We start from the raw sequence: 26603 nt of genomic DNA, 5'->3' as shown, positions 1-26603 counted from the left end.
TCCGCAACCACCCCTCCGGCGACCCCATGCCGTCGCAGGGCGATATCGACATGACCAAGGCCATTATCGCCGCCGGGAAACCGCTGAAAATTGCTATCCATGACCACCTGATCGTTGGCCGCGAAGGCGTGCTGAGCATGAAACAGGTCGGCGCGTTTTAAACGTCTGGCAACGAAAAACACGAAAAAGCACAAAAAAAGCGTTCTCAGACATCCTGATTGAGGCGCTTTGAAAATGCTTTGAAACAGGTAAGGCCACATTTCACCGATGGGTCAGTTGAGCCTCTGCCGTTCGTGCTTTTCGTGTTTTTGGTGGCTAAACCTTCTTGCTCGCCCATTCCCAGACGCGCCAGCCCAGCAGAACGGCGATAATCGCCGCATAGACCAGCGGCATCGCCTTGTCGGCCTTGACCAGCAGGAAGTAGTGCAAGGCCCCCAGCGGCACGATCAGATAGATCAGCCGGTGGAGATTCCGCCACACCACCCCGCCCAGCCGCCGGATCGCCGCATTGAACGAGGTCAGGGCCAGCGGGATCAGCAGCACAAAGGCTATCATCCCAAAAGTGATATAGGGCCGTTTGAGGATATCCGACCAGATCTGCGCCCAGTCGAAATACTGATCGATCACCACATAGCTCAGCAGGTGCAGCGCCACGTAGCCAAAAGCAAACAGGCCGATGGGCCGCCGCCAGCGGATCAGCCGCCCCTGCCGCAACAGGCGCGCTAATGGCGTCAGGGCCAGGCCCAGCACCAGCAGCCGCAACCCCCACACGCCCAGTTGCCGCACCACCGTCTCGACCGGATTAACCCCCAGATCGTTCTGGAAAAATCGCCACAGCAGCCACAGCGCCGGCAACAGGCACAGGGCGCAGATCAGGGCGATATCCGGCGTAAACCCGCGCTTGGCCTTCATCAGTAATACTTTTTCAGGTCCATGCCGGCATAGAGGTGCGCGACATTGTCGGCATAGCCGTTGAACATCAGGGTCGGGCGGCGCTTGAATTCGCCGATGCGGCGCTCGGTCGCCTGTGACCAGCGCGGATGATCGACCTGCGGGTTCACATTGGAATAGAAGCCGTATTCCCGCGGTGCGTAACGGTTCCACGAGGTCGGTGGCTCGCGCGTGGTGAAGGAAATCCGCACGATGGATTTGATGGATTTAAACCCGTACTTCCACGGCACGACCAGCCGGATCGGCGCGCCGTTCTGATTGGGCAGCAGATCGCCATAAAGCCCGACGGCCAGCAGGGCCAGCGGGTTCATCGCCTCATCCATGCGCAACCCCTCGACATAGGGCCATTGCAGGATGCGGTCGGACACGCCACGCATTTCCTTGGGCCGCAGCGCCGTCTCAAAGGCCACATATTTGGCCTTCGACAGGGGTTCGGCGCGCTTGATGACCTCGGCCAGCGGAATACCGATCCACGGAATGACCATCGACCAGCCTTCGACACAGCGCAGCCGGTAGATGCGCTCCTCCAGCGCGCCCTTGAGCAGGGTTTCGATGTCGATCGTCTGCGGTTTGGCACAGTCGCCATCAAGCTTTACCGTCCACGGTCGCGTGGTCAGGGCCGAGGCGTATTTGACCGGCTCCAGCTTATCGGTGCCAAACTCATAGAAGTTGTTGTGGCCCGTCACGGCTTCGAGATCGGTCGGCGTCTCATTGGTCCAGAAGGTGCGTTTGGCGCTCAGCTTGCCCGTCACCTGCGCGGCTTGCACAGCCGTTCCGGCCAGCCCCAGCCCGAAACCGATCCCGGCCGCCATGATCTCGCGCCGCCGGAGATAGACATCCTTTGGCGTGACGTCGTTGTCGGTCAGGTCGGGGGCGTGGCGGATCAACATGGGCAGTCTCCGTGGGTTATACCAAGGTCATTGAAAATGACCCTGGGTATGCGTTTCGTGAATATCTCATGTCGCTGATACAGATGAGATACTCGCGAGTTTTCAACGACCGGATGCGATCAGCATCTTCGGTCGTTGGCATTACAGATGACTATACGCAGAAACCGGCCATTTGGTGACACGCCAGATGCAAAAAAGGCCGGTGCCCCCTGCACCGGCCCTCCCCATCCTAATGTATCTTCACGCCCAGGGCTTCGGCGGCCTCGACCGAAATCTGACCCTGTGGCAGACCCTGATCGGCCTGAAACTTCTGCATGGCCGCCACGGTCTTGGTGCCCAGCGTACCATCGGCCGGGCCGGGATCGTAGCCGCGTTGTTTCAGGGCCACCTGAAGGGCCTTGATCTTGGCCGGGGTGGTGTTGCGTTCACACAGGACTTCACGCCACACAGGCTCAGGGGCCTTTACCGCGCGGGTCTTGTCCACCGTCTTATAGACGGGGGCGACCGTATAGGATTCCGTGCGCGCCGGTTTGATAACTTCCTTATACTTTTCCGTGCGATAGGTGGCCGGGATCACCTTTTCGATGACCTGTTCCTCGCGCTCGACTATGACCCGCTCGACCTTTTCGACCCTGGCCGGGACCTTGATGCGGCGCACCGTCGCCGGCTGCACCTCGACCATGCGTTCGACCTGCTTATATTCGGCCGGCACCTCTTTCAGGCACCAGATCGTCTGGGCCGAGCCCTTTTGCAGGTACTCGGTCGTTTCGGCGCTGCCCTGAATCGCCACCGGCTCCTTGCCGGGCCAGGTGAGCATACCATCGGCGCGGTAACGCACCGGCTGATGATCGCCGGGGGTAACCAGCGCCGCACCGGTAGCAATCCCTTCCGAGCGCACCCATTCCTGACGCGCCGGGCGCACCATGACGCTTTCCGTGCGCTTTTCGAAAACGGGCGGAACGGGTTCCTCGCGCCACGTGGCCGGCTGCACCACGCGCTCTTCCATCACCTTGCGCGTCACGGCGGGGATCACCTTGCGCTCGACGCGTTGCGGCTGATCGACCACCTGACGCTCCGCCCAGCGCCATTCCTCAGGCACCGCGCGGGTTTCGACGCGCTCCGGCTCCACCAGCACCTTTTCGGCATAGGTTTCCAGCACCGGCGGCTTCATCAGACGGGTGTAGCACTGGTTGGGACGGGCTTCCTTGACCACCGCTGGCGGCAGGTCCGGATGGTCGCCACCCACAGCGCCATCGGGGCAATCGCCCTTGGCCGACGCCGGGCTGACAACCGGGGCCTTGGCCTCACCCATATAGACGCCCTGCGCGCCCGATGCGCCATAGGCAGAGGGCGTCTCCTTCAGGACCGGGGACGCCGGTTTGACCGCCGGCTTAGCCGCCCACGCGCCCGTACCACACGCCATGACCGCCAGCGCCATCAGCGACACGCCGGTGTTCAGCGTCCAGTTCCTCATCTCAGCACCCTCACAGACAAATCAGTTGCGGCAAGCTTAACGCCTTATTAACCCTGCCGCCAACCCGACTCGCGTTTTTCGGGTAAATTAACCTTGTTCAAAGCCTGTCACTTGCGCGTGCCGTCCAGCCACGCCGCCACCCAGAACAGCGGGGCGTTCCAGTTCACCGCCACCTCATTGGTAGAATAGCTGCCGATATGGTCCACATAACAAATTTGTGGGGCGCAGTCTTTCAGACGGGCTTTGGCATCGGGGTCCGAGGGGTTCTGATTGGGTCCGCCAGCAATGACGCCCGGTGGCGGGGGCGGCAAGGTGGCGTCATTGGCCCAGAAGCGATGGTGCGGATGCTGCATGGCGCGCTCGCCATACCCCGAAACATAGCTGAAATTCAGCGGGTTACGCCCTAAAACATAATCCATCAGATTGACGGCTTCGGCGCGATAGGCCGCGTCGCCGCTGATATCCGCCGCGTAGGCGAACAGCATGGCCCGGTTCATAAAATCGGCCGTCGAGCCCCAGACATAGGGCTTGTTGAAGCCGATATGATAGCCCTGCCCGGACGTTTCTGTCCGCATCAACGCCGCGCGCGCCACCACGGCCTGACGCGCCGCCGCCCGCAGGGGCGTGTCCACCGTTGCCAGCGTCAGGGTGCCCAGCGTATCGACCTTACCCCAACTGAAATCCGTGGCCGTCAGATAGTGCGGCGAGGCCTTCACATCCTCCGCATAGGCCGCGTCCCCCGTGGTGGCATAAAGCTCCGCGGCCGCCCAGTAGAATTCGTCGCTCAGTTGCCCGTCACCATAGCCCCCGCCACCGCCCGTCAACACGTCAATAGCATAGGCGTCGGGCACGCGTTTCGCGGCGGCATAGGCCTTTTTGGCCGCCGTCAGGCAGCGGTCGGCATAGGCGTCGTCCACGCCTTTGAACACCCGCGCGCACTGCGCCGCCGTCGCCGCCAGATTGAGCGTCGCCGCCGTCGAGGGATAGCTGAGGCCGCGCTTTTCCTTATCGAGATGCGGCGGCATGGGTATGGCCGTCCAGTGCTCGTCGTGCATCTTGTGATGGGCCATACCTGACGCATCGACACGGGTAAAGGTGAGCTTGTCCAGAGACTTGCGCTGATCTCCTAATGGCAGGGTCAGGGTCTGCCCGTCCGGCACCTGCATGGCCAGCAGGAAGTCCATTTCAAAGCGCACCTCATCCAGCAGGTCATTTTTGCCGTTACCCGCTTCGGGAATCTTCACTCGCCCATCGTCAAAGCTACGGTCGCCGCGCGCCTGCGCCCCCTCATAGGCGTTCATCAGCGTCCACACGGCGATACCGCCATTGACCACGTACTTGCCGTGGTCCCCGGCATCGTACCAGCCTTTGGACACATCCAGCGTGTAGGGGCAACCGCCCCAGTCATTGCCGCGATAATCTTTCGGCCCCCAGCAGGTGACGATCTCCTTTTCGTGCGCGACGGGCCGGGCGAAACGCTCACCGACGTATTTCGCTTCGATAGGTACGCTGGCCCGCTGGTGATAGAAGAAGGCCAGAGCGTCGTATTTCAATGATTGATAGACGTCCGCGCGAATGTCGAAAGGCGCGCTGACCTTAGAGGTGTCGCCGGTTTTCACCCCGACCACATAGCCGCTACCGGGCGTCTTCAGAGCGGAAAAATCAATCTGGTACACCACCATGCCCGACCCGGCATTGAGACCGAACGCTTCGCTGCGTCCGGATAGCACCACCGTATTGGCCGCGTCCCTCACCACCCAGTCTATGGCGGGCCATGCCTTGCCAGCGGGCGCTGGTGCGTCTTCGGGCACGGCATAGACGGCGATTTTGGGCGAATCCGGCTGAAACCCGGTCTGATTGAGCGTCGGAAATTCCATATAGTGATGCTGATAAGGCCGTGGCAGGCTCGGCTGAGCCATCGCCACCCCCCCCAGGCAGGCCATCACGACGCCGGCTAAAAGCGCTTGTTTCATACCGTTTCTCCCTCAATCTCCGCGCCTATGTCAGCGCTGTCACTGCGTTGTCCTAACAAACCCTGCCCGGTGCGAAAAGTACATTTAAATCTTGACTCAGAGGACACATCCGCCCAACAGAACCGCGACCATTTTATCCCCCTTTATCTCTCTCAGACCGGACCTTGCCATGATCCCCCGTTATTCCCGTCAGGACGCCGCCGCCATCTGGGACCCTTCGACCAAGTACAAGATCTGGTTCGAAATCGAGGCCCACGCCGCGACCAAGATGGCCGAACTGGGGGTCATCCCGACCGAGGCCGCCGAAACCCTGTGGGCCAAGGGTAAGGATGCGCAGTTCGATTCGGACCGCATCGACGAGATTGAGCGCGCGGTGAAGCACGACGTCATCGCCTTCCTGACCCATGTGTCGGAAATCGTCGGCCCCGAAGCGCGCTTCCTGCATCAGGGCATGACCTCTTCGGACGTGCTTGATACCTGTTTCGCGGTTCAGCTTCAGCGTTCGGCCGACCTGCTGATCGAAGGCGTTGATCTGGTGCTGGCGGCGCTGAAAAAGCGCGCCCTTGAGCATAAATTTACGCCGACGGTGGGGCGTTCGCACGGCATCCACGCCGAGCCGGTGACGTTTGGCCTGAAACTGGCCGGTTACTACGCCGAATTTGTTCGCGCCAAAAAGCGCCTTGAGGTCGCGCGTGAGGAAATCTCGACCTGCGCCATTTCCGGCGCGGTCGGCACCTTTGCCAATGTCTCGCCCGAAGTCGAAGCCTATGTGGCCGAAAAGATGGGCCTGAGCGTCGAGCCCGTCTCGACCCAGGTCATCCCGCGCGACCGTCACGCCGCCTTCTTCGCGGCGCTGGGCGTCGTGGCCTCGTCCATTGAACGTCTGGCGGTGGAAATCCGCCACCTGCAACGCACCGAAGTGCTGGAGGCCGAAGAGTTCTTCTCCAAGGGACAGAAGGGTTCGTCGGCCATGCCGCACAAGCGCAATCCCGTTCTGACCGAAAACCTGACGGGTCTGGCACGTCTGGTGCGCTCGGCCGTTGTTCCCGCCATGGAAAACGTTGCCCTATGGCACGAACGCGATATTTCGCACTCCTCGGTCGAGCGCGGCATCGCACCGGACGCCTGCGTGCATTTGGACTTTGCCCTGCGTCGTCTGGCGGGCGTCATGGAAAACCTGATGGTTTATCCGGAAAACATGCAGAAGAACCTCGACCGGCTGGGCGGCCTCGTCCACTCACAGCGCGTGCTGCTGGCCCTGACGCAAAAGGGCATGTCGCGCGAAGACAGCTATTCGGCGGTTCAGCGCAACGCCATGCGCGTCTGGCGCGGCGAAGGCAACTTCCTCGACTTCCTCAGCGCCGACGAGGACGTGTCGAAATTCTTCACCCGCGAAGAGCTTGAGCCCTTCTTTGACCTCGGCTACCACACCAAGCACGTCGATACGATCTTCGCCCGCGTGTTTGGGGAATAAGAGCCGTATCCCCCCTAATTTTAGGCGGGACACCGGCTGAAAGCCGGAGGGGGGTTAATCCGGCGGCAATTAACCCCACCGTCTTTTGCCGCTCCGCGCCAAAATCCACCTCCCCTGATATCAGGGGAGGCACTTTGGAGTAAGACCATGTCCCTTTCCCTTCTGACCGACGCCTTCGATTTTGCCGGCTACCGAGACCGTTTTGCGCGCAAGGGCCGCATCCGGCTCGAAGGGGCCCTGTCGCACGAGGACGCCCACGCCGTTCATCACGCGCTGGAGCAGCAGACCCTGTGGGAACTGCATCTGGTCGATAGCGAAGGCCAGCCGGACATCCTGTCGCGCACCGAGCTTGAGACGCTCAATCCGTCGGAGATTCAGGACCGCCTCGCCGCTGCGGCCGAACGCGCCCAGACGGGCTTAAGCTTCCTGCATCTGGGCTATGACCTGACCTCAAAAGAGGCGTTGGTAAACCTTGGTGAAGACCATCCGCTGTTTGCACTGGCTAAACTTGTGTGGTCAGCAGACTTTGCGGCCTTCTGCGAAAACCTGACCGGTCTGTCGGGGCTGAAACTGCAAAGCCTGATCGCCACCGGCTACCGCCCCGGCGACTTCTTCACCATGCATACGGACGCGCAGGCCGCCCTGACCTTTGAATGGAACTTCACCCACGACTGGCGCTCGGACTGGGGTGGTCAAATTCTATTCCATTCGCCGTCGGGCGACATCGAAGGCGGTATCATGCCACGCCTCAATGATCTGGCCCTCTATGCCGGTGATCAGCCCCGCTCGGTGGCTTCTCTCGCCGCCTACGCCGGCGCGCCAAGGTTTGCGGTCACCGGGCGATTTGTCAGGAAATAAAAAACCCGGCCTTGTGAGCCGGGTTCGTATCCTACTGCTCGTTCTTCAGCGCCTCGCGGGCCTGAGCCAGAAACTCAACCACCTTGGTTCGCACCTCTGTTTCGCGTACCGGGATGTTGGAGGCCGTCAGGTCACCCAGCACCTTGCGAATCACGTCTTCCTCGCCCGGCTGCTCGAAATCGGCGCGCACCACGGCCTTGGCGTAGTTTTCGAGATTGTCGCCGGACAGGCCCATCTTTTCGCCAGCCCACAGGCCGATCATGCGGTTACGGCGCGCCACAGCCTTGAATTCAAACTCTTCGTTGTGGGCGAACTGCGCTTCGAAACCTTTGGATCGGTCATCAAACGTCGTCATAGGGATAAACCTCACTTGTCCTTTTGGTTTTAATGCGCGCCATGACCCCGCGCAACACAAACCGTCATTTACATCACAAAAGTTTTTGATTATTGGCTGCACCCAATCGCATCCTTGGGATGCCTCTTTCACAGCCGTGCGTCAGACGCCCTTTTCAAACCCTCCCCGACACCCCTCACCGGCTGGCCCGGACGGTTTGACTATTCCGACGTCTGCACATGCGCTGCCCTTTCTGGAGATGGCGCCATGACCACCCGCCGCAAGAAGATTTACGAAGGCAAGGCCAAGATCCTGTACGAAGGCCCTGAGCCCGGTACGCTGGTCCAGTACTTCAAGGACGACGCCACCGCCTTCAACGGCGAGAAGAAGGCGCAACTCGAAGGCAAGGGCGTCATCAACAACCGCATCAGCGAATTCGTGATGACCCGCCTGACGCAGATCGGCGTGCAAAACCACTTCATCAAGCGCCTGAACCTGCGCGAACAACTGATCCGCGAAGTCGAGATCATCCCGCTGGAAGTCGTCTGCCGCAATGTCGTCGCCGGTTCGATGGCCAAGCGCTTCAACCTGCCCGAAGGCCAGCAGTTGCCGCGGTCCATCATCGAGTTCTACTACAAGAACGATGAGATGGGCGATCCCATGATTACGGAAGAGCACATCACGGCCTTCAACTGGGCCACGACGCAGGAAATCGACGATATTCTGGCCATGACGCTGCGCGTCAATGACTTCCTGTGCGGCATGTTCGCCGCCGTCGGCATCACCCTGGTCGATTTCAAGATCGAGTTCGGCCGCCTGTTCGAAGGCGAGTTCTCGCGCGTCATCCTCGCCGACGAGATCAGCCCCGATTCGTGCCGTCTGTGGGACACGCAGTCGGGCGAAAAGCTGGACAAGGACCGCTTCCGCCGCGATCTGGGCGACGTGATCGAGTCCTATACCGAGGTCGCCAAGCGCCTTGGGATCATGAAGGACATGCCCCGCGTCATCGAGGGCGGTGCGCAGTAATCTTCCCTCTTAAGTCCATCGGTGACGGTGGACTTTTTGCTTACTCTCTTAAACGAAGTGAAAAGATGAAAGCCACGGTTCATATCTTCCTCAAGGCGGGCGTTCTCGACGTTCAGGGCAAGGCCGTCGAAGGCGCGCTCAACGGGCTGGCGGGCACCGCCGGCTGGAGCGATGTCGCCAATGTCCGCGTCGGCAAGGTGCTGGAGTTCGACCTGAACAGCACGGACAAGGCCGCCGCCGAAGCCGAGGTGAAGTCCATGTGCGAAAAGCTGCTGGCCAATACGGTCATCGAATCCTACCGCATCGAGGTCGCGTAAGATGAAAGCCGCCGTCCTCGTCTTTCCGGGTTCCAATTGCGACCGCGACTGCAAGGTGGCGGTCGAGGTGACGACCGGGGCCCAAGTCAGCATGGTGTGGCATCAGGACACGAGCCTGCCCGCGGGCCTCGACCTGATCGTCGTGCCGGGCGGCTTCTCCTATGGCGACTATCTGCGTTGCGGCGCGATGGCGTCGCTGTCGCCGGTGATGGCTGAGGTGGTCAAGGCGGCGCAGCGCGGCGTCTCGGTCGTCGGCATCTGCAACGGCTTCCAGATCCTGTGCGAAGCCGGCCTGCTGCCTGGCGCGCTGATGCGCAATGCAGGTCTTAAGTACGTCTGCAAACCCATTGAACTGACGATTGAAAATCGCAACACGCGCTTTACCTCGGCCTATGGCGACAAGGCGAGCGTGTGGATGACGCAGGGCAATGGCGACGGCAACTTCTTCGCCGATGCCGAAACCCTGAAAGCCATCGAAGACAATAATCAGGTCGTGTTCCGTTACGTTGAAAACCCCAATGGCTCGGTCAACAACATCGCCGGGATCATGAATGCCGAAGGCAATGTGCTGGGCATGATGCCGCATCCGGACCGCGCCTTTGAACCGGCGCTGGGCTCGGCCGACGGCGCGCCGCTGTTCCACAGCCTGATGCGCGTGCTTCAGGCCGCCTGACGCAAAGGCCGATTGACACAAACGGTTGCAAATGCAACCCCTTACCTGTCCGTCTGGCCGGACAGGTAAGGGGTTTTTTATGCTTATCCGTAATGGGTTTTGGGTCTCTGCGATTGTGGCTTTGACGGCGGGGAGCGCCGCGGCCAGTCCCTTCCCCGACACGCCTGTGACCAGTGACCTGCCACTGGGCTATCACGCGAAAGCCTGCCCCGCCGCCTACAAGAACATCGTCACAACCCGCCCCATCGAATGCGGCGATATGGTGGTTGAGGAAACACGCGGCAGCGGCAATGGCCGCCGCATCAGCTTTCCCGTCGTCATTGCCCGTGCCGCCACGCCGGACAAAAAGCCCGATCCCCTGATCTATCTGCACGGCGGCCCCGGCGGCGATATTGTCGCGGCTGCGCCCTATATCGCCAAGGGCGACAAGACCGCGCTCAACCGCGACCTGATCCTGTTCGATCATCGCGGCACCGGGCAATCGACCCCGTCGCTCGATTGCGGCGAAGCGCCCCTGTCCGACGCGGGTGTGACCAGCGCGGCGGGCGTCGAGGTGCTGAAGGCCTGTGGCCTGCACTGGCGCGCCAAAGGCGTGGACACGTCGCAATATCATTCCGCCGTCATCGCTCAGGATATCCGCGACCTGCGTCAGGCCCTGCACATCACCACCTATAACCTGTTCGGCGGCTCCTATGGCACGCGCGTCGCCATGGCCGTGATGCAGCACGACCCGGAAGGCCTGCGCAGCGTTATCCTCAGTTCTATCTGGCCGCCGGAGGCCAATGCCACCGCCCCCCTGCCCGGTCTGGTGTCGCGCGAAGTGCGTCAGGGGCTGGCCTATTGCCGCGCCGATACCACCTGCCGTCAGCGCTTCCCCGATCTGGAAGCGCGCTTCGATGCCCGCCTGAAACAGTGGCTGGACGCGCCGGTCACGTACAAGGGCCAGACCTATACGGCGGACGAAGTCGGGGCCTTCCTGCTCGATGAACTCTACAGCGATCACGGCGCGCGAAGCCTGCCCCTGACCATGGATCGCCTGCTGAAGGGCGATTTTGCCGCGTTGGACGCCTTCAAAAAGGTGCAGGCGGGCTATACCGAAGGCCAGTTCTTCACCACCCTGTGCCGTGAGGAATTTGCCTTCGAAGACCCGGCGGCGCTTGAGGCCACCGACCGCAACGACCCGATCGCCCTGTCCGTCGCCCGCGATGCGCGCCGCTTCTTTGAGGTCTGCCCGGCCTTTGCCACAGGCCGCGCCGAGGCAGTGGAAAACCTGCCCCTGGCCAGCGATATCCCGACCCTGATGCTGTCGGCGGATATCGACGCGGGCTGTCCGGCGGAGTTGTCGGATGAGGCCGTCAAGCGCCTCAGCCACGGGCGCAACTATACCTTTGTCAACCGAATGCACACGATTCAGGGCAGCGCCTGTGCGCAAAAAATGATGGCGCAGTTTCTGCAAACCGCCAATCCCGCCGTGGACACCTCGTGCATGAAAGACGACCGCCCCAAATTTCCGTTCATTTACGAGTGAGCCCGGCAATAATAGCTGACAGGGCGTACTGAATCCGCTAAACGCGCGCCCATGAGCACGACATCCTCCGCCCCCGCCCAAACCCAGAAGTCCATGGCCGACTATGCGTCGGAGTTCGGACTGAAGCCCGACGAATATCAGGTCATCCTCGACCGGCTGGGGCGAGAGCCCAACTATGTCGAGCTGGGCGTGTTTTCGGTGATGTGGTCGGAGCACTGCTCGTACAAATCCTCGCGCATGCACCTGCGCAAATTCCCGGTGACGGGTGAGCGCGTCATCTGCGGGCCGGGCGAAAACGCCGGGGTCATCGACATTGGCGACGGTCAGGCCTGCATCTTCAAGATGGAAAGCCATAACCACCCCTCCTATATCGAACCCTATCAGGGCGCGGCGACGGGCGTCGGCGGCATCATGCGCGACGTCTTCACCATGGGTGCGCGCCCGGTGGCGCTGCTCAACGCCTTGCGCTTCGGTGAGCCGTCGCATCCCAAAACCAAACGCATCGTCGACGGCGTCGTCGCGGGCATCGGCGGTTACGGCAACTGCGTCGGCGTGCCGACCGTGGCCGGCGAAACCAACTTCCACGCGGGCTATAATGGCAACTGCCTCGTCAACGCCATGTGCGTGGGCCTGGCCGATGCCGACAAGATCTTCTATTCCGCCGCGCCGGAACCCGGCCTGCCGGTCGTCTATTTCGGCTCCAAGACGGGCCGCGACGGCATCCACGGCGCGACCATGTCCTCGGCCGAATTCTCAGAAGACTCCGAAGAGAAGCGCCCGACGGTGCAGGTGGGCGACCCCTTCGCCGAAAAGCTGCTGATCGAAGCGACGCTGGAGTTGATGGCGTCGGGTGCCGTTGCCGCTATTCAGGACATGGGCGCCGCCGGTCTCACCTCCTCGTCGGTTGAAATGGCCGGTAAGGGCGGCCTCGGCATCACGCTCGACCTCGACAAGGTGCCGCAGCGCGAAGAGAACATGTCGGCCTATGAGATGATGCTGTCGGAGTCGCAGGAGCGGATGCTGGCCATCCTCAAGCCGGGCCGCGAAAACGACGGCTACCGCATCTTCGAAAAGTGGGGCCTCGATGCCGCCGTCATCGGCGAAACCAACACCTCGGGCCATATCGTTCTGAAGCACAAGGGCGAGGTCGTCTGCGACTTGCCGCTGGGCCCGCTGAGCGACGACGCACCGCTGTACGATCGCCCGTGGGTCGAACCGGATATGGAAGCGCCGATCGCCTCAGCGCCGTCGGCCCCGGTCGGTGATGCCCTGCTGACGATTCTGGCCTCGCCCGACATGGCCTCCAAGCGCTGGCTGTGGGAACAGTACGACCGCCACGTCATGGCCGACACTCTGGCCGACTCAGCGACCGGTTCGGACGCCGGCATGGTCCGCGTCCATGGCACCAAGAAGGCGCTGGCCGTCACCTCGGACTGCACGCCGCGCTACGTCAAGGCCAACCCCTATGAGGGCGGCAAGCAGGCCGTGGCCGAAGCCTGGCGCAACCTGACCGCCGTAGGGGCCGATCCTATTGCCATCACCGACAATCTGAACTTCGGCAATCCGGAACGCCCCAAGATCATGGGGCAGATCGTGCGCGCCATCGACGGCATGGCCGAAGCCTGCCGCGAACTGAACTTCCCCGTCGTGTCGGGGAATGTGTCGCTGTATAACGAGACCAATGGCGTCGCCATCCCCCCGACCCCGACCGTGGGCGCGGTGGGCCTGCTGACCGACTACGATCAGCGCGTCGGTTTTGATACGCTGAAGGCCGGTCAGGTGCTGGTCCTCGTCGGGGAAACCGTGGGCGAACTGGGCTCGTCTCTCTACCTGCGCGAAGTGCACGGCATCGAAGCCGGGGCGCCGCCGAAGGTCGATCTGAGCGTCGAAAAGCGCAATGGCGACTTTGTGCGCGACCTGATCCGCTCCAAAACCGCCAAGGCCGTGCACGACCTGTCGGACGGCGGCCTGCTGCCCGCGGCTTTCGACATGGCTTCGGCATCGGGCGTCGGGATCGAGCTGAAAAACCCCACCGATCTCGAAGACCACACCTTCGCCTTTGCCGAAGATCAGGCGCGCTACCTGATCGCGGTGGACGAAGCCTCGGCGCATCTGGTGCTGGCCAAGGCCGCCGAAGCGGGCGTCCCGGCCCTGACCATCGGCGTGGCAGGCGGCTCTGACCTCAGCCTGACCGGTGCGATGTCGCTAAGCCTCGCTGAGCTGCAAACCGCCAATGAGCGCTGGCTGCCGGAATTTATGGGGTCGTAAAGGCCCCTCCCTTGATGTTGAGGGAGGGAACTTCTTAAAATGTCACCTGATTTTGCCCCGGTCGCACCCGCTCCGGGCGGCGTTCGGTAAAGCGCTTATCCGCTTCGGTGATCTGAGCCTTGGTCATCAACGGCGTCAGCCGTTGCAGATCAGCGGATACCGGTGGCGGGTTTTGTTGCCAGGTGCGCCCTTCGTGCGCCAGTGCATAGAAAACATAGGCCTCGGTCAGGTCCTTGGTCACGCCCTCGCCTGCCTCCAGTCGCCGCGCCCATTCGCTCTGCGCTTCGGGCAAGCCAGCTTCGGCGGCCTTGCGGATCAGGTCGATCCCCCGCGTACAGTTGGCCTCGACACCCCGCCCCTCGCACAGCATCTGCCCCGTCAGCAGCAAGCCTTGCGGATAGTCCTTGAAGGCCGAGCGCTGTACCCAGACAAAGGCCTCCTTCTCGTCTTTTGCGATTCCCTCGCCGTTGAGATAGTGGCGCCCTAACTGATACTGCGCCTCGGCATGGCTCTGGGCTGCCGCTTTTTTGTACCATTCCACAGCCTTGGCCGGGTCTTTCTCGACCTGAAAGCCGTTATCATAGGCCTGTGCCACATAGACCTGCGACTTCAGCACGCCGATCTCGGCATAGGCCAGTTCGTAATCAAAAGCCGTCTTGTAGATTTTGACGCCGCGCCAGCGCTCGTTCTCCTGCCACATCCACAGCCCGGCAATGACCAGCGGCACCACAAAAGCCAGCACCTGCACCCAGCGCACCCACGGCTTAGGCTTGGGGTTGCGGATATCCGTCAGATTGGTCATGCGGCGGTCCGTAAATAGGGTAAAGCCATGCCCGCAAAGGCGGACGATTGCCACTTGTTAACCCATTTTGTGATAGTTCCAAGCCCATTGTGTTTGTTAATCGAGTCGTTCACAAGGCCCTCCCCATGCCCATTGCGCAATCCGACCTCGAAGCCCGCCTGAAGGCCGCCTTTCCCGATGCCGAGATTGTCGTGGAAGATCTGGCCGGGGACGGCGATCACTACAAAGCCTATATTACCGACGCCGGGTTTGCCGGGATGCCGCGCGTGCGTCAGCACCAGAAGGTCTATGCGGCGCTGTCCGATCTGATGAGCGGGCCGTTGCACGCTCTGGCCCTCGAAACCCGCGTCCCCTGAGGCTCGCCCGCCATGCGCTATCGCCCGTTCGGACATTCCGGTCAGGCCCTTTCCGCCCTGGGACTCAATGTCTCGTGGGCAAAGCTCGGTCGCAGCCGCAATGCCGCGACGCGGCTGCTGAACACCGCGCTTGAAAACGGCATCAATACGTTTCACCTGACCTCGGCCCATCCGGACCTGCTGGCGGCGGCGACCGAAACCTTTGCGGTTGTCGATCGCCGCGTCCTGTTCATTTCGCTGAGTGCCGAAGAAGAAGGGAGCAGCGATCCCGCCGACGAATACCGGCTTGAGCCCCTGCGCGAGCGCCTGCGCGGCGTCATCAAATCGTCGGGCCTGCAATGGATCGACCTGCTCGTGTTCCATGCCAACGGCTTTGATCGTATTCCCGACCGTAGCTGGACCTTTATCACCGCCCTGCGTGAGGCGGGGATGCTGAAATTTACCGGGGCGACGGCCAATGACGACCTGATCAAGGTCGCGGTGGATGACGGGCGTTTCAACATTCTCAAGACCGTTTTCGACATCGACACCTCGTGGAACAAGCGCCATCTGCTCGACTACGCGTTGGCACAGGGCATGGCCGTTTTCGGGCACGACTTCTTCCCGGCGCAGTACCGTAAACCCGAAGCCATTGTGCCGAAAAAGGGTTGGCTCGGCCTGTTCGGTGGTCAATCCATCGACCCTTTGGCCGGACGCGGCACCTACGCCTTCCTGCATCAGACACCCGACTGGACCGCCGAAGAACTGTGCCTGTCCTACGCCCTGACCCAGCCCAATCTTTCGACTCTTTTTGTCAACGCCGACGACCCTGAGCATCTGGACTCACTGGTCGCCGTGGTCGAACGCGCCATGCCGACCTCGGTGCCAGCGCAGATCGAGATGGCGCGCTTTTCGGCTCAGGCCGATGAGCTGGCGAACGCGCGCAAGAAACAGGCCTGATCCACTGGATTTTGTGGCGCTCTGTGCCTATATCCGTCCCATAAATCCTTTTTCCGGAGTGCCCGCCGTGAGCGCCGATATCCATACCGAAGTGCATCAGTTCATTGATGGCACCATCAAGAGCAACCCCGTCGTCCTGTTCATGAAGGGCACGCCGGATCAGCCGCGCTGCGGCTTCTCTTCGCTGGTGGTGCAGGTCCTGGACCATCTGGGCGTCGAGTTTGCCGGGGTGGACGTCCTGCAGGACAACGATCTGCGGGAAGGCATCAAGGTCTATTCCGACTGGCCAACCATCCCGCAGCTCTATGTGAAGGAAGAGTTCATCGGTGGCGCCGACATCGTGCGCGAACTGTTCCAGAACGGCGAACTGAAAACGCTTCTGGCCGAAAAAGGCGTGATCGAGGCCTGATTTCGCTTTTTCTTTCATACGCCTGACGCACGCCCTGCCCTATTTGGTCAGGGCGTTTTTGTTGACTTGTCAGCGCGCGTGGAGCGGGTATTTTAAGACCGGTTTTGCCGTTCAGGGGGGTGGGATGCGAAAGACAGCGATGATTGGCCTCAGTCTCTGCCTGAGTCTCGGCCTGTCTCTTATGGGCAGCCTCGCGCACGCCGCTGACAAATGGATTGTCGCGCAGAGCCCGAATTTCACTGTCTATTCCAACGTCAATGCCAAGGCCACCGAGGCCTATGTGCGCAATCTGGAGAAGTTTCGCTACATTATCGGCGCCTTTTATGGCCTTTCGGGTATGGCCTTTCGGGGCCGGATGCTGAGCCGCAGCCGCGGATGAAGCTGTATTTTCTGGGTGACCGTTCCGACCTTAAACAGGTCAGACCCAAGCTGGATAGTAACGTCGCCGGCTTTGTCAGCATCTGCGCCGCCGGCACGGTCGGGTTTTCGACCTATGAAGGCGAAACCATCGCGTCGGGTTCCAAGGTTCAGAACCTCGCTGAAAACACCAGCCAGCACATCTTCTTCCATGAATATACGCACATATTCATGTTCCAGAACTCGCAAACCTTCTATCCGCGCTGGTTTGTCGAAGGCTTTGCCGAATATTACGGCACAACGAAGATTCTCGACGATCAGGCCGTGGTGGGCATGGCCTTGTCCTGGCGCATCCGCCAGCTCAGCTCCAGCGGCACCCTGACCTATGAGGACATACTGCGCGATGCCCCCTCGACGCGCCGATCCGGTTCAAACTTCTACCCGCAGTCGTGGTTGCTGACGCACTGGATCCTGAGTGACCCGGCGCGGCGTGAGGCCTTCCGCCAGTATCTTCAGCGCCGCAGCAAGGGAGAAGAGGCCGTCGCGGCATTTGAGGCAGCCTTTGGTGTGCCGGTCAAATCGCTGTCGTCGGTCCTGTGGAGCTATATGAATTCGCTGAAGGCGACGGTTTATCGCATGCGGGATATGCCGGACCCAAAAATCACGCTGTCGCCCATGCCGGTCAGTGCCGACAAACTGGCGCTGTGGGATGCCGGGTCAATGACCTGCATACCCCGCGACTACAGGCCAGTGCTGCTGGAGAAAGTCCAGAAGGAGGCTGCCAGGTATCCGGACGATGCCTATGCGCAGGGCGTGCTGGCGCGCGCCGAAATCCAGCACGGCGATGAACAAAAGGGGCTTGCCTACTATCAGACCTACACGGCGGCCCACCCCGATGACGCCGAAGGCTTCTATCGTCTGGGTCAGACCTGGTATCTGATGAGCCTTCACAAGCTTTTCCAGCCGGCGGAAACCTTCGACTCCCAGATGCGCAAGGCGCGCGAGGCGTTTCGTAAGGCCTATGCCCTTGACCCGATGAACGCCTCAAATCTCAACTATCTGGCACGCGCGGCGAAGATGGGGCCGGATTATCCGGACGACAACACGGTGAACGCCGCCTATCAGGCCCATATCCTGGCTCCGGCGGTGCGCGACTACGCTATTTTTGCGGCGCAGTTGCTGATCAGGCGTGACCGTTTAAGCGAAGCGGCGGATGTGTTAAGGCCGGCGGCCAATGACCCGCACGGCGGCGCGACGGCCGAACGGCTGGGCAGCATTGTCGCGGCCATTGATGCCGGGAAATCGAAGGCTGACGTTCTGGACATGCTGAAGGCCCCGGCCCCAAAGCCCGGCGCGACCGACGATGATGATGAGGACGGCAAGAAAGACGACCAAAAGTAACAAAACCCCGGAAGGCGAACCTTCCGGGGCTTTGTACGTCTGATCGCTACTAGAGCATTCGTCGGCTCAGATGAGCCGCCGAATAGCTCTAATTATTTCTAACGCCTCATGTTTTTCCGAAAAGTGGTGTCCACTTTTCGGCATGAGGCTCTAAGCCGTAATGACGCGGCGAAAATGTCTGGCTTTTGAGCACCCGAAGCGATGTGTACGAGAGTACATGAGCAAGGGCGCGCAAAAAGACGGGCATTTGCAGCCCGTCAGGACGCGCTTAGGACGAGTAATATTCGACGATCAGGTTCGGCTCCATCTTGACCGGATACGGAACTTCCGACAGTTCCGGCAGGCGCAGATAGGTGGCCTTCATCGCCTTGGCGTCCAGTTCGATATAGTCCGGCACGTCGCGCTCAGGCGATTGCAGGGCTTCGAGCACCAGAGCCATGTTGCGCGAACGCTCGCGGACCTCGATCACGTCGCCGACCTTCACGCGGTAAGAGGCGATGTTCACCTTCTTGCCGTTGACCAGCACATGGCCGTGGTTGACGAACTGACGGGCCGCCCACACGGTCGGCACGAACTTGCAGCGATAGACGATGGCGTCCAGACGCGACTCCAGCAGCGCGATCAGGTTCTCGGAGGTGTTGCCCTTGCGGCGATCGGCCTCTTCGTAGATCTTCGAGAATTGCTTCTCGGTGATGTTCCCGTAGTAGCCCTTCAGCTTTTGCTTGGCGCGCAGTTGCAGGCCGAAGTCCGAAACCTTGGACTTGCGACGCTGACCATGCTGGCCGGGGCCATAGGAGCGCTTGTTGACGGGGGACTTGGGACGACCCCACAGGTTTTCACCCATGGCGCGGTCGAGCTTGTACTTGGCGCTGTGGCGCTTCGACATAGTCTTACCTTTATATAACCCTGTCCGGCGTCCCACGAGAGTGCGAGACAGCGATTTCAACGGCGGTTCAGGATCAACCCGTAATAGCCCGCCTACCGAAGGTAAGCAGGAGAAGCGGCGCTTATGGCGTCATCGGCGCGCAGAGTCAAGCCGCTGCCGTGCCGAACCCGGCCTATTCCTCGTCTGCCTCGTTCTTTTCAGGCTTGCGGAGGGGCGTGAACAGCAGCTTGTCTATGCGGCGTTCGTCCATGTCGATCACCTCGACGCGGTGATGGCCCAGGGTCAGGATTTCGCCCTCCTTGGGGAAGCGGCCCAGACGGTGCAGGACCAGACCCGCCGCCGTGTGATAACCGGTGCCGGGCTCATAGGCCTCATCCAACGCTTCCGACAGCTCGAACAGGTCAGCGCGCCCATCGACCAGACACGAGCCGTCCTCACGATGCAGGATCATTGGCTGTTCGTCATCGTGCTCCTCATTGAAGTCACCGGCGATCATTTCCAGCAGGTCGGTGGGGGTCAGCACGCCTTCGATGGTGCCGAACTCATTGACGACAAAGGCGATATGCAGCTTCGACGCTTTGAACATATCGAGCGCCTGAAGGAGCGAGGTGGTATCGGGGATATAGATCGGCTCAGCGATCAGCTTTTGCAGGTCGAGTGGCTCACCGCTCAGCAGCGTATCGGCGACGTCGCGCTTGTGCAGAATGCCGATGGGGTTTTCCATGTCCTGCCCGCGCACCACGACGATGCGCGAATAGGGGCAGGCACGGATGTCGTTGCGGATGACCGTCTCTTCGTCATCAATCGAAATCCAGTACACTTCGGGGCGCGGCGTCATGGCCACGCGCGCCGGCCGGTCACCCAGACGCATCACTTCAGTCATCATGGCCTGTTCCGCCGGCTCGATCAGGCCCGCGCCCATGCCTTCGGCCAGAGCGGTTTCCACCTCTTCCTGCGTGATGGTCTCGCCCTTTTCGTCGCGGATGCCCAGAAAACGCAGGACCAGCGTGGTCGAGCCGGTCAACAGCGTCACAAACGGACCCATGGCCATGGCCAGAAATGACAGGGGACGTGAAACGAAACCGGCAATGGTTTCCGGGAAAATCAGCGCCACGCGCTTGGGAACCAGTTCGCCGACGATCAGCGACAGATAGGTGAGCAGCACAACGACGATACCTGTGGCCAGCGCTTCGCTATAGGGGGCGAGTGTTGGGAAGTTATGTTCCAGCAGGTGATCCAGCTCACTGGCGATCGTGGCCTGACCATAGGCACCGGCCAGAATCCCAATCAGCGTAATCCCCACCTGCACCGCCGACAAAAAGCGCGTTGGGTCCTGCGACAGCTTCAGCGCCTGTTGCGCCCCCTTGTCCCCCTTATCGGCACGGCTTTGCAGCTTGGCACGGCGAGACGACACCACGGCCAGTTCGGACATGGCAAATATGCCGTTCAGCACCACCAGAAGGAGGACGACGGCACAGGCAAGCAGTAACATTGGGGGGAAGATCCGGAACGAAGCCATCCTGCGGCTCCACGGCTTATGCTAGTCACTAAACTGAGCGGGCGCAATATTTTAGGCGTGCGCTTTGCCGATTGTACCTTAACAGTTTCGTTATTCGATCCGTAAGCGTGGCTTGAGCGTACCTCTTATACTTCACAGGAAAATCTCAATGAAACGCAATGCTGCGCTGGGCTCCGGCCTTCTTTTATGTCTGGCCTCAGCGGCCCACGCCGCCGACCTCACCCCGCAACAGGCCCTGCTCAGTCTTGAAGGCGAGTGGACCGGGGCGCTGGAATACCGCGATTATCAGAGTGATAAATGGTTCGCTCTGCCCGTCAGCCGCACGGTAAAGGTGCTTGAGGACAAGGCGACGGTTCTGGAAACCTCACGCTATGATGACGGACCCAAGACCGGCATTGTCTATATCTATGGCCTCTCCGGCTTTGAGCCAGATGGCAGGACGCTGGCCAGCGCCAGCCTCCGCAAAGGTAAACCGGCCTCGGAAGACCGCGAAACGGTGAGCCTCGCCAAGGGGGCGACGGCGGAAAACTGGACCCTCTATTTCGACAGCACCGCCACGGATGACGACCGTCCGGCGCGTATCCGCGTTACGATGACGTATAAGGACAATGCCTATACGACGCTGAAAGAAATAGATTTTACCGACGATGCCACGGAAACCTGGATCACGCGCAATCGCTCACACATGAAACGGGTTACGCCTTAAGCCGCCGGGCGTGAAAATCCAGGTGGTCGTCGATGAAGCTGGCGATGAAATAGTAGCTATGGTCATAGCCTTCGTGACGGCGCAGGGTCAGCTTTTGCCCCACCACCCCGGCGGCCTGTTCCAGCAGATGCGGCATCAGTTGCGTCTCCAGGAAAGGATCGGCCAGCCCCTGATCGACCAGAATTTCATCAAACGGCAGGGCCTTGCCCTTGGCCAGTCGCAGGGCCGCGTCGTATTTCTCCCACGCCTCATGCGACGGGCCAAGATAGGCCTCCATCGCCTTTTGCCCCCACGGACAGTGGACGGGCGAGGCAATGGGCGCGAAGGCCGAAACCGATCTGAACAGGTGCGAATAGTTCATGGCCAGAGTCAGCGCGCCGTGCCCGCCCATCGAATGGCCGGACAGACCAACGCGGCTCATATCCGCCGGAAATTCCGCCGCGATCAGCTGAAGCAGGTCGTGCGTGACGTAAGTTTCCATCTGGAAATGCGGCGCCCACGGGCTTTGCGTGGCGTTGACGTAGAAGCCCGCCCCCTGCCCCAGATCATAGGCCTCATCATTGGCAACCCCCTCTCCGCGAGGTGAGGTGTCCGGTGCCACGATCATCAGGCCCAGTTCGGCCGCACGCTTATAGGCCCCGGCCTTTTCCGTGAAATTGTTGGCGGTGCAGGTCAGGCCCGACAGCCAGATCAGCACCGGGAAGGGCCCCTCACCTTCGGGCACGAAGACGCTGAGCGCCATCGGCGTCTGGGTCGCCGCCGAGTCGTGCTTCACAAAGCTCAGCGTGCCCCCGAACAGGCGGTGTTGCGCGGTAATGTCCATGATTAAACCCTCAGATCAGTCGGCGCAGCAGGATACCGGGCAGGATGACGCCCTCGGCCATGTGAATTTCAATCAGATTTTCGCGCTTGAAGCCCAGCGTCCGGTAAAAACCTTCGGCATTGAGCCCGGAATAGCAGACAAACTCGCGCAGGCCCGCCGCCTTGGCCTCTTTGAGGCAGTGCTGGAACAGGCGGCTGCCCACACCGAATCCCGCAAAGTCCGGATGGGTGGCAAAGTGGCGGATATGGGCGACGCCTTCGATAACTTCGCCCGAGCCGGGGGCTTCGCGGGTGAAGCCACCGCACGCCGCGATCTGCCCGTCCATATCGGCCATGACGTAGAAAGTACCACAGGTCAGGAGCGCCGGATCAAGCACGGTCAGGAACGCCAGCACCTCCTCGACCAGATCAGAGCCGTAGGACCGGTGCAGGCCTTCTTCGTAGGCCAGACCCAGCATGTCCTCGATATCGGCGCGATCTTCGGGGCGCGCGACCGTCAGCGCCAGCGATTCGGCATAGTCGCGGTCATCGCCCGTATCGACACCGAACAGGACGTGTGGCTCCCACGGCCACGACCCGTGCCAGTTCTTTTGCAGGCACGCGGAATGGCACCAGAAGTCCTGCGCCAGCGGCGAAAACTTGGCGGCGCGCCAGTGCGGCATCCACGTCGCGGTCAGGGTCACGGCGGCGTTTTCGTCCTCGATCGGCTCGGAACAGAAGACGCAGCTATAGGGTTCGACGTGCTCGATTTCGAAATCGTCGTCCTCTTCCATCAGAATACGATCACACTCCGGATGCTTTCGCCGGCATGCATCAGGTCGAAGGCCTCATTGATGCGCTCCAGCGGGAGGGTGTGGGTGATCATCGGGTCGATCTCGATCTTGCCGTCCATGTACCAATCGACGATCTTCGGCACGTCGGTGCGACCGCGCGCGCCACCAAAGGCCGAGCCCTTCCACACGCGCCCGGTGACGAGCTGGAACGGGCGCGTCTTGATCTCCGCCCCGGCAGGTGCCACGCCGATGATGATGCTTTCGCCCCAGCCGCGGTGGCAGGCCTCCAGCGCCTGACGCATAACCTCGACATTGCCGGTACAGTCGAACGTGTAGTCCGCCCCACCGCCGGTCAGCTCGACCAGATGCGCGACAATGTCGCCCGACACCTTTTTCGGATTGACGAAGTGGGTCATGCCGAAGCGACGGCCCCACTCTTCCTTGGAGTCGTTGATATCGACGCCGACGATCTTGTCCGCTCCGACCAGCTTCAGGCCCTGAATGACGTTGAGACCAATACCGCCCAGACCAAAGACCACAGCATTGGCCCCCGGCTCGACCTGCGCCGTGTGAATCACCGCGCCGACGCCGGTCGTCACGCCGCAGCCAATATAGCAGGCCTTGTCGAACGGCGCGTCCGGGCGAATCTTGGCCAGCGCGATCTCCGGCAGAACAGTATGATTGGCGAAGGTCGAACAGCCCATATAGTGATGGATGGCCTGCCCCTTATACGAAAAGCGCGACGTGCCATCCGGCATCAGCCCCTTGCCCTGCGTGCCTCGAATGGCGGTACACAGGTTGGTCTTGCGGCTGAGGCAGGATTTGCACTGACGGCATTCCGGCGTGTAGAGCGGGATAACGTGGTCGCCGGGTTTCAGCGAGGTGACACCGGGGCCGACCTCCAGCACGACGCCCGCGCCTTCGTGGCCGAGGATGGAGGGAAACAGCCCCTCGGAATCGAGCCCATCCAGCGTATAGGCGTCGGTATGGCACACACCCGTCGCCTTGATCTCAACCAGCACTTCGCCGTGACGCGGCCCCTCCAGATCAACCTCGACAATTTCGAGGGGCTTTTTGGCTTCAAACGCGACGGCGGCACGGGTCTTCATGGCAGTCTCCCTAAATCTGCTGCCAAACCTAAGACCCCGCTGGATGCGGGGCAAGCCCTAACCGGCGTTTACCCCCTATAAAAGCCGCCCGGCGCTCAGGTTCGGCTTCACCCGCTTAAGGTAAACAGCAACCATATGTATCATGTTGTATTACAAAACAAAATTTTGTGATCTCAATTGGTCGGTCAGAAAGCCTTAAGACTCTGAGCCTAGATTGTAACCCTGTTATTGAACGGTGACGTGCGCCGTCCCGCTTTACACGCGGGCGGCCACATCTTCGGATCAAAGTTCGGGGTAAGAAAAGATGAGTATCAAGTTCAAGATTCTGGCGCTGGTCGCCGCCTTCGCCATCATCGCTTCGGCCATTACCGGTCTGGGGCTGGCCACCATCGGCGACTACAACAAAATCCTGGCCAGCTACGGCAATGCCAACCAGAACGCCTATAACGGCGAAAAACTCAACCGCCTCGTGACGCTTGTGGTGATGGAATCGCGCGGTGTCTACATGGCCGAAAGCACCGAAAAGGCCAAGAAGTTCGCCGATGGCGTCGATAAGGGCCTCGACGATATGCAGGCGCTCTTGACCTTGTGGAAGGCTACGCTTGAACCCAATGAACTGCCAGCCTTTGCCGCCGTCGAAGCCAAGGCGCAGCAATTCATCACCTTCCGCCGCGAAATCGCCCGCGTCGGCCGTGATGTCTCTCCGGAAGAAGCCAATACGCTGGGCAATAACGAGGCCAACCGCGCCAACCGCTCGGGCTTCCAGAAAGACATCGACGCGATGGTCACCACCATCCGCGCCGATCTGGAAAAATCGCAGGCCGAGGTGGCTGGCTATAGTCAGACGCGCTCCAACCTGTTCCTGCTGATGGCCGTCACCGGCATTCTGGCCCTTCTGGCCGTCTCCCTTTGGGTCGCCATCAAGGTCATTTCGCGCCCGATCCAGAATATCGACCGCAGCGTGACGCGTATCTCCGAAGGCGCCTATGACACGCCGATCCCGGAGCATACGGCTAAGGACGAGATCGGCAGCCTGTGGCGTTCGATCCGCGTCCTGCGCGACCGCGCCGCCGAAGCCGAGCAGCTCAAGGTCGAGCAGCAGATGGCCGAAAAGCGCGCCTATCAGGAGCTGATGGCCGAACGTAACCGCATCGCGGCCGAGTTTGAAAAGCACATGGGCGAACTGGCCACGCGCTTTATCTCCTCGTCGCGCACGGTTGCCGAAGCCGCCCGCGGCCTTAACGAAACGGCCGAAGACGCGTCGCACCGCGCCGCCTCGGTGTCGCAGGCCGCTATCGACGCCGCCAACAATGTGCAAAACGTGGCTGCGGCCACCGAAGAACTGTCGGCCAGCGTCGGTGAAATCAACCATCAGGTCGTGCGCACCGCCGAGGTGACGCAAAGCGCCGTCGAAGAAGCCAAGAAGACCGAAGAGGCCATTCAGACGCTCTCAACCGCCGCACAGCAGATCGGCGAGGTCATCAACCTCATTCAGGCCATCGCCGCCCAGACCAACCTGCTGGCGCTCAACGCCACCATCGAATCGGCGCGCGCCGGGGAAGCCGGTAAGGGCTTTGCCGTCGTCGCCTCCGAAGTGAAGCAACTGGCGCAACAAACCGCCAAGGCCACCGACGATATCCGCGCCAAGATTTCGGAAATCCAGTCGGCGACAGCGGTTACGGTGGGTTCCATCGACGCCATCGTCCGCACGATCGAAACCATCGGCGGCCTGACCGGCTCGATCGCGGCCTCGGTCGAACAACAGGGCGCGGCGACCAATGAAATCGCCGCCAATACCAACCGCGCCGCCACCGGCACGCGCGATGTGACCGGCCACATTACGGGCGTCGATCAGGCGGCCCAGATGACCGGCCACGCCGCGCAGCAACTGCTGGGCCTGTCGTCGGAACTGGAAGAACGCTCCGCCGACCTGCAAGGCGAGGTCGTGGCCTTCGTGCAGCGCCTGCGCGCCGCGTAACACGCTTAAGACAAAGCGTTTCTGATAAAATCTCCCCGCCGGTGAGTGTCTCCGGCGGGGGGTTTTTTATGCGTCCAGAGGATTGTCCGGCAGCTTCCAGTCGATAGGCGTCACGCCCTGCGCCTTTAGCCAGTCATTGGTTTGGGAAAAGGGCCGGCTGCCCAGAAAGCCGTTGTGCGCCGACAGCGGCGACGGGTGCGCCGATTTCAGCACCAGATGGCGCGACGCATCGACAAAGGCGGCTTTTTTCTGCGCATAGGCCCCCCACAGGATGAAGACGACAGGTTGCGGCAACGCATTGACGCGGGCAATCACCGCGTCGGTGAACTTTTCCCAGCCGCGCCCCTGATGCGCCGCCGCCTTGCCCTCCTCAACCGTCAGCACGCTGTTGAGCAGCAGCACACCCTGCTTCGCCCAGTGTTCCAGAAAGCCATGCCGTGCGGGCGGGATGCCAAGATCGCTCTGCATCTCCTTGTAGATATTGACCAGAGACGGCGGGATACGCACGCCCGGCCGCACGCTGAAACACAGGCCGTGCGCCTGACCTTCGCCATGATAGGGGTCCTGCCCCAGAATGACGACCTTGACCTGATCCAGCGGCGTCAGGTCCAGCGCCCGGAAATACTCGCTGCCCCTGGGGAAGATGCGCTTGCCGTGGGCCTTCTCGTCTTTCAGAAAGGCCTTGAGCGATTGCATATACGGGCTGTGGAATTCCGGCGTCAGCGCCGCCTTCCAGCCGGGTTCGAGGCTGATGCCCTCCGTGGTGGGGGTGGCTGTCAT

The 26603-nt window shown here is 61.2% G+C and carries 27 protein-coding genes; 15 read left to right on the top strand and 12 right to left on the bottom strand.

Features of this window, described 5'->3' with window-relative positions:
• Positions 1–161, top strand: a 161-nt coding sequence (locus ACK8OE_RS17840; protein WP_410273686.1) for a JAB domain-containing protein, incomplete at its 5' end; no start/stop codon positions are given.
• A gap of 154 nt (positions 162–315) precedes the next feature.
• On the opposite strand, the gene ACK8OE_RS17835 is transcribed toward ACK8OE_RS17840, so the two are convergent.
• The 4 genes from ACK8OE_RS17835 to ACK8OE_RS17820 form a co-directional block, all read right to left on the bottom strand.
• The gene (locus ACK8OE_RS17835; RefSeq protein WP_410273684.1) at positions 316–912 is read right to left on the bottom strand and encodes a sulfite oxidase heme-binding subunit YedZ; all 597 of its coding nucleotides are present in this window, start codon (positions 910–912) and stop codon (positions 316–318) included.
• A complete protein-coding gene (gene msrP / locus ACK8OE_RS17830; protein ID WP_410273683.1) occupies positions 912–1841 on the bottom strand; it encodes a protein-methionine-sulfoxide reductase catalytic subunit MsrP in 930 nt (309 codons plus the stop codon). Before msrP ends, ACK8OE_RS17835 begins: the two co-directional genes overlap by 1 nt.
• A 229-nt stretch (positions 1842–2070) precedes the next feature.
• Positions 2071–3315, bottom strand: a complete 1245-nt coding sequence (locus ACK8OE_RS17825) for a peptidoglycan-binding domain-containing protein (RefSeq protein WP_410273682.1) — start codon at positions 3313–3315, stop codon at positions 2071–2073.
• A gap of 107 nt (positions 3316–3422) precedes the next feature.
• Positions 3423–5288, bottom strand: coding sequence for a glycoside hydrolase family 9 protein (locus tag ACK8OE_RS17820; RefSeq protein WP_410273681.1), 1866 nt, complete (start codon positions 5286–5288; stop codon positions 3423–3425).
• A gap of 169 nt (positions 5289–5457) precedes the next feature.
• Here ACK8OE_RS17820 and purB point away from each other — a divergent pair, with 169 nt between their 5' ends.
• Positions 5458–6762, top strand: a complete 1305-nt coding sequence (purB, locus tag ACK8OE_RS17815) for an adenylosuccinate lyase (protein ID WP_410273680.1) — start codon at positions 5458–5460, stop codon at positions 6760–6762.
• 147 nt (positions 6763–6909) lie between these two features.
• Entirely contained in the window at positions 6910–7620 is a 711-nt protein-coding gene (locus ACK8OE_RS17810) for a 2OG-Fe(II) oxygenase family protein (RefSeq protein WP_410273679.1), read from the top strand.
• A 31-nt stretch (positions 7621–7651) separates the two neighbouring features.
• On the opposite strand, the gene ACK8OE_RS17805 is transcribed toward ACK8OE_RS17810, so the two are convergent.
• On the bottom strand, positions 7652–7975 hold the full coding sequence (locus ACK8OE_RS17805) for a DUF1476 domain-containing protein (RefSeq protein ID WP_013480523.1): 324 nt from the start codon (positions 7973–7975) through the stop codon (positions 7652–7654).
• A 246-nt stretch (positions 7976–8221) separates the two neighbouring features.
• Here ACK8OE_RS17805 and purC point away from each other — a divergent pair, with 246 nt between their 5' ends.
• From purC to purL, 5 genes are all read left to right on the top strand, one after another.
• Positions 8222–8980 (top strand): phosphoribosylaminoimidazolesuccinocarboxamide synthase, encoded by a 759-nt coding sequence (gene purC, locus ACK8OE_RS17800; protein ID WP_126423985.1) that lies wholly within the window; start codon positions 8222–8224, stop codon positions 8978–8980.
• 65 nt (positions 8981–9045) lie between these two features.
• Entirely contained in the window at positions 9046–9297 is a 252-nt protein-coding gene (gene purS, locus ACK8OE_RS17795) for a phosphoribosylformylglycinamidine synthase subunit PurS (protein ID WP_290793142.1), read from the top strand.
• 1 nt (position 9298) lies between these two features.
• Positions 9299–9970, top strand: a complete 672-nt coding sequence (purQ, locus tag ACK8OE_RS17790) for a phosphoribosylformylglycinamidine synthase subunit PurQ (RefSeq protein ID WP_126423987.1) — start codon at positions 9299–9301, stop codon at positions 9968–9970.
• Positions 9971–10049: 79 nt separating this feature from the next.
• Positions 10050–11498 (top strand): alpha/beta fold hydrolase, encoded by a 1449-nt coding sequence (locus ACK8OE_RS17785; protein WP_410273678.1) that lies wholly within the window; start codon positions 10050–10052, stop codon positions 11496–11498.
• A gap of 51 nt (positions 11499–11549) precedes the next feature.
• Entirely contained in the window at positions 11550–13766 is a 2217-nt protein-coding gene (purL, locus tag ACK8OE_RS17780) for a phosphoribosylformylglycinamidine synthase subunit PurL (protein WP_410273677.1), read from the top strand.
• Between the two features lie 34 nt (positions 13767–13800).
• On the opposite strand, the gene ACK8OE_RS17775 is transcribed toward purL, so the two are convergent.
• Positions 13801–14568 carry a tetratricopeptide repeat protein gene (locus ACK8OE_RS17775; protein WP_410273676.1) on the bottom strand — a complete coding sequence of 256 codons (768 nt, stop codon included), beginning with the start codon at positions 14566–14568 and terminating at the stop codon, positions 13801–13803.
• Positions 14569–14693: 125 nt separating this feature from the next.
• Between ACK8OE_RS17775 and ACK8OE_RS17770 the strand changes: the two genes are divergently transcribed.
• The 5 genes from ACK8OE_RS17770 to ACK8OE_RS17750 all read left to right on the top strand — a co-directional run bounded on the left by ACK8OE_RS17770 (position 14694) and on the right by ACK8OE_RS17750 (position 18030).
• Positions 14694–14924 (top strand): BolA family transcriptional regulator, encoded by a 231-nt coding sequence (locus tag ACK8OE_RS17770; protein ID WP_290793160.1) that lies wholly within the window; start codon positions 14694–14696, stop codon positions 14922–14924.
• A 12-nt stretch (positions 14925–14936) separates the two neighbouring features.
• A complete protein-coding gene (locus ACK8OE_RS17765) occupies positions 14937–15863 on the top strand; it encodes an aldo/keto reductase (protein ID WP_410273675.1) in 927 nt (308 codons plus the stop codon).
• Between the two features lie 67 nt (positions 15864–15930).
• Entirely contained in the window at positions 15931–16272 is a 342-nt protein-coding gene (gene grxD, locus ACK8OE_RS17760; protein WP_290793167.1) for a Grx4 family monothiol glutaredoxin, read from the top strand.
• 124 nt (positions 16273–16396) lie between these two features.
• Entirely contained in the window at positions 16397–16651 is a 255-nt protein-coding gene (locus ACK8OE_RS17755; protein WP_410273674.1) for a hypothetical protein, read from the top strand.
• On the top strand, positions 16648–18030 hold the full coding sequence (locus ACK8OE_RS17750) for a hypothetical protein (protein WP_410273673.1): 1383 nt from the start codon (positions 16648–16650) through the stop codon (positions 18028–18030). The genes ACK8OE_RS17755 and ACK8OE_RS17750 overlap by 4 nt, the downstream gene beginning before the upstream one ends.
• 268 nt (positions 18031–18298) lie before the next feature.
• Here ACK8OE_RS17750 and rpsD read toward each other — a convergent pair whose 3' ends face one another.
• Entirely contained in the window at positions 18299–18916 is a 618-nt protein-coding gene (gene rpsD / locus ACK8OE_RS17745) for a 30S ribosomal protein S4 (RefSeq protein WP_013480534.1), read from the bottom strand.
• Between the two features lie 172 nt (positions 18917–19088).
• Complete coding sequence (locus ACK8OE_RS17740; protein ID WP_410273672.1) at positions 19089–20408, bottom strand: hemolysin family protein; 1320 nt, start codon at positions 20406–20408, stop codon at positions 19089–19091.
• Between the two features lie 175 nt (positions 20409–20583).
• Between ACK8OE_RS17740 and ACK8OE_RS17735 the strand changes: the two genes are divergently transcribed.
• The gene (locus ACK8OE_RS17735) at positions 20584–21141 is read left to right on the top strand and encodes a hypothetical protein (RefSeq protein ID WP_410273671.1); all 558 of its coding nucleotides are present in this window, start codon (positions 20584–20586) and stop codon (positions 21139–21141) included.
• Here ACK8OE_RS17735 and fghA read toward each other — a convergent pair.
• From fghA to ACK8OE_RS17720, 3 genes are read right to left on the bottom strand one after another with little or no spacing between them, the layout of a single operon-like run.
• Positions 21131–21964 carry an S-formylglutathione hydrolase gene (gene fghA, locus ACK8OE_RS17730; protein WP_410273670.1) on the bottom strand — a complete coding sequence of 278 codons (834 nt, stop codon included), beginning with the start codon at positions 21962–21964 and terminating at the stop codon, positions 21131–21133. The genes ACK8OE_RS17735 and fghA overlap by 11 nt on opposite strands.
• Before the next feature lie 10 nt (positions 21965–21974).
• Complete coding sequence (locus ACK8OE_RS17725) at positions 21975–22736, bottom strand: GNAT family N-acetyltransferase (RefSeq protein WP_410273669.1); 762 nt, start codon at positions 22734–22736, stop codon at positions 21975–21977.
• Positions 22736–23845 (bottom strand): S-(hydroxymethyl)glutathione dehydrogenase/class III alcohol dehydrogenase, encoded by a 1110-nt coding sequence (locus ACK8OE_RS17720; RefSeq protein WP_126423998.1) that lies wholly within the window; start codon positions 23843–23845, stop codon positions 22736–22738. Before ACK8OE_RS17720 ends, ACK8OE_RS17725 begins: the two co-directional genes overlap by 1 nt.
• A gap of 304 nt (positions 23846–24149) precedes the next feature.
• On the opposite strand from ACK8OE_RS17720, the gene ACK8OE_RS17715 reads away from it, so the two are divergent.
• On the top strand, positions 24150–25823 hold the full coding sequence (locus tag ACK8OE_RS17715; RefSeq protein WP_410273668.1) for a methyl-accepting chemotaxis protein: 1674 nt from the start codon (positions 24150–24152) through the stop codon (positions 25821–25823).
• Positions 25824–25889: 66 nt separating this feature from the next.
• On the opposite strand, the gene ung is transcribed toward ACK8OE_RS17715, so the two are convergent.
• The gene (gene ung / locus ACK8OE_RS17710) at positions 25890–26603 is read right to left on the bottom strand and encodes a uracil-DNA glycosylase (RefSeq protein ID WP_410273667.1); all 714 of its coding nucleotides are present in this window, start codon (positions 26601–26603) and stop codon (positions 25890–25892) included.

Origin of the sequence: Asticcacaulis sp. W401b, from assembly GCF_046503825.1 — a bacterium.
In the GTDB taxonomy this organism is placed as follows: Bacteria; Pseudomonadota; Alphaproteobacteria; order Caulobacterales; family Caulobacteraceae; genus Asticcacaulis.
The sequence above is the reverse complement of the archived record's forward strand: the minus strand, read 5'-3'. Positions and strand labels throughout refer to the sequence as shown.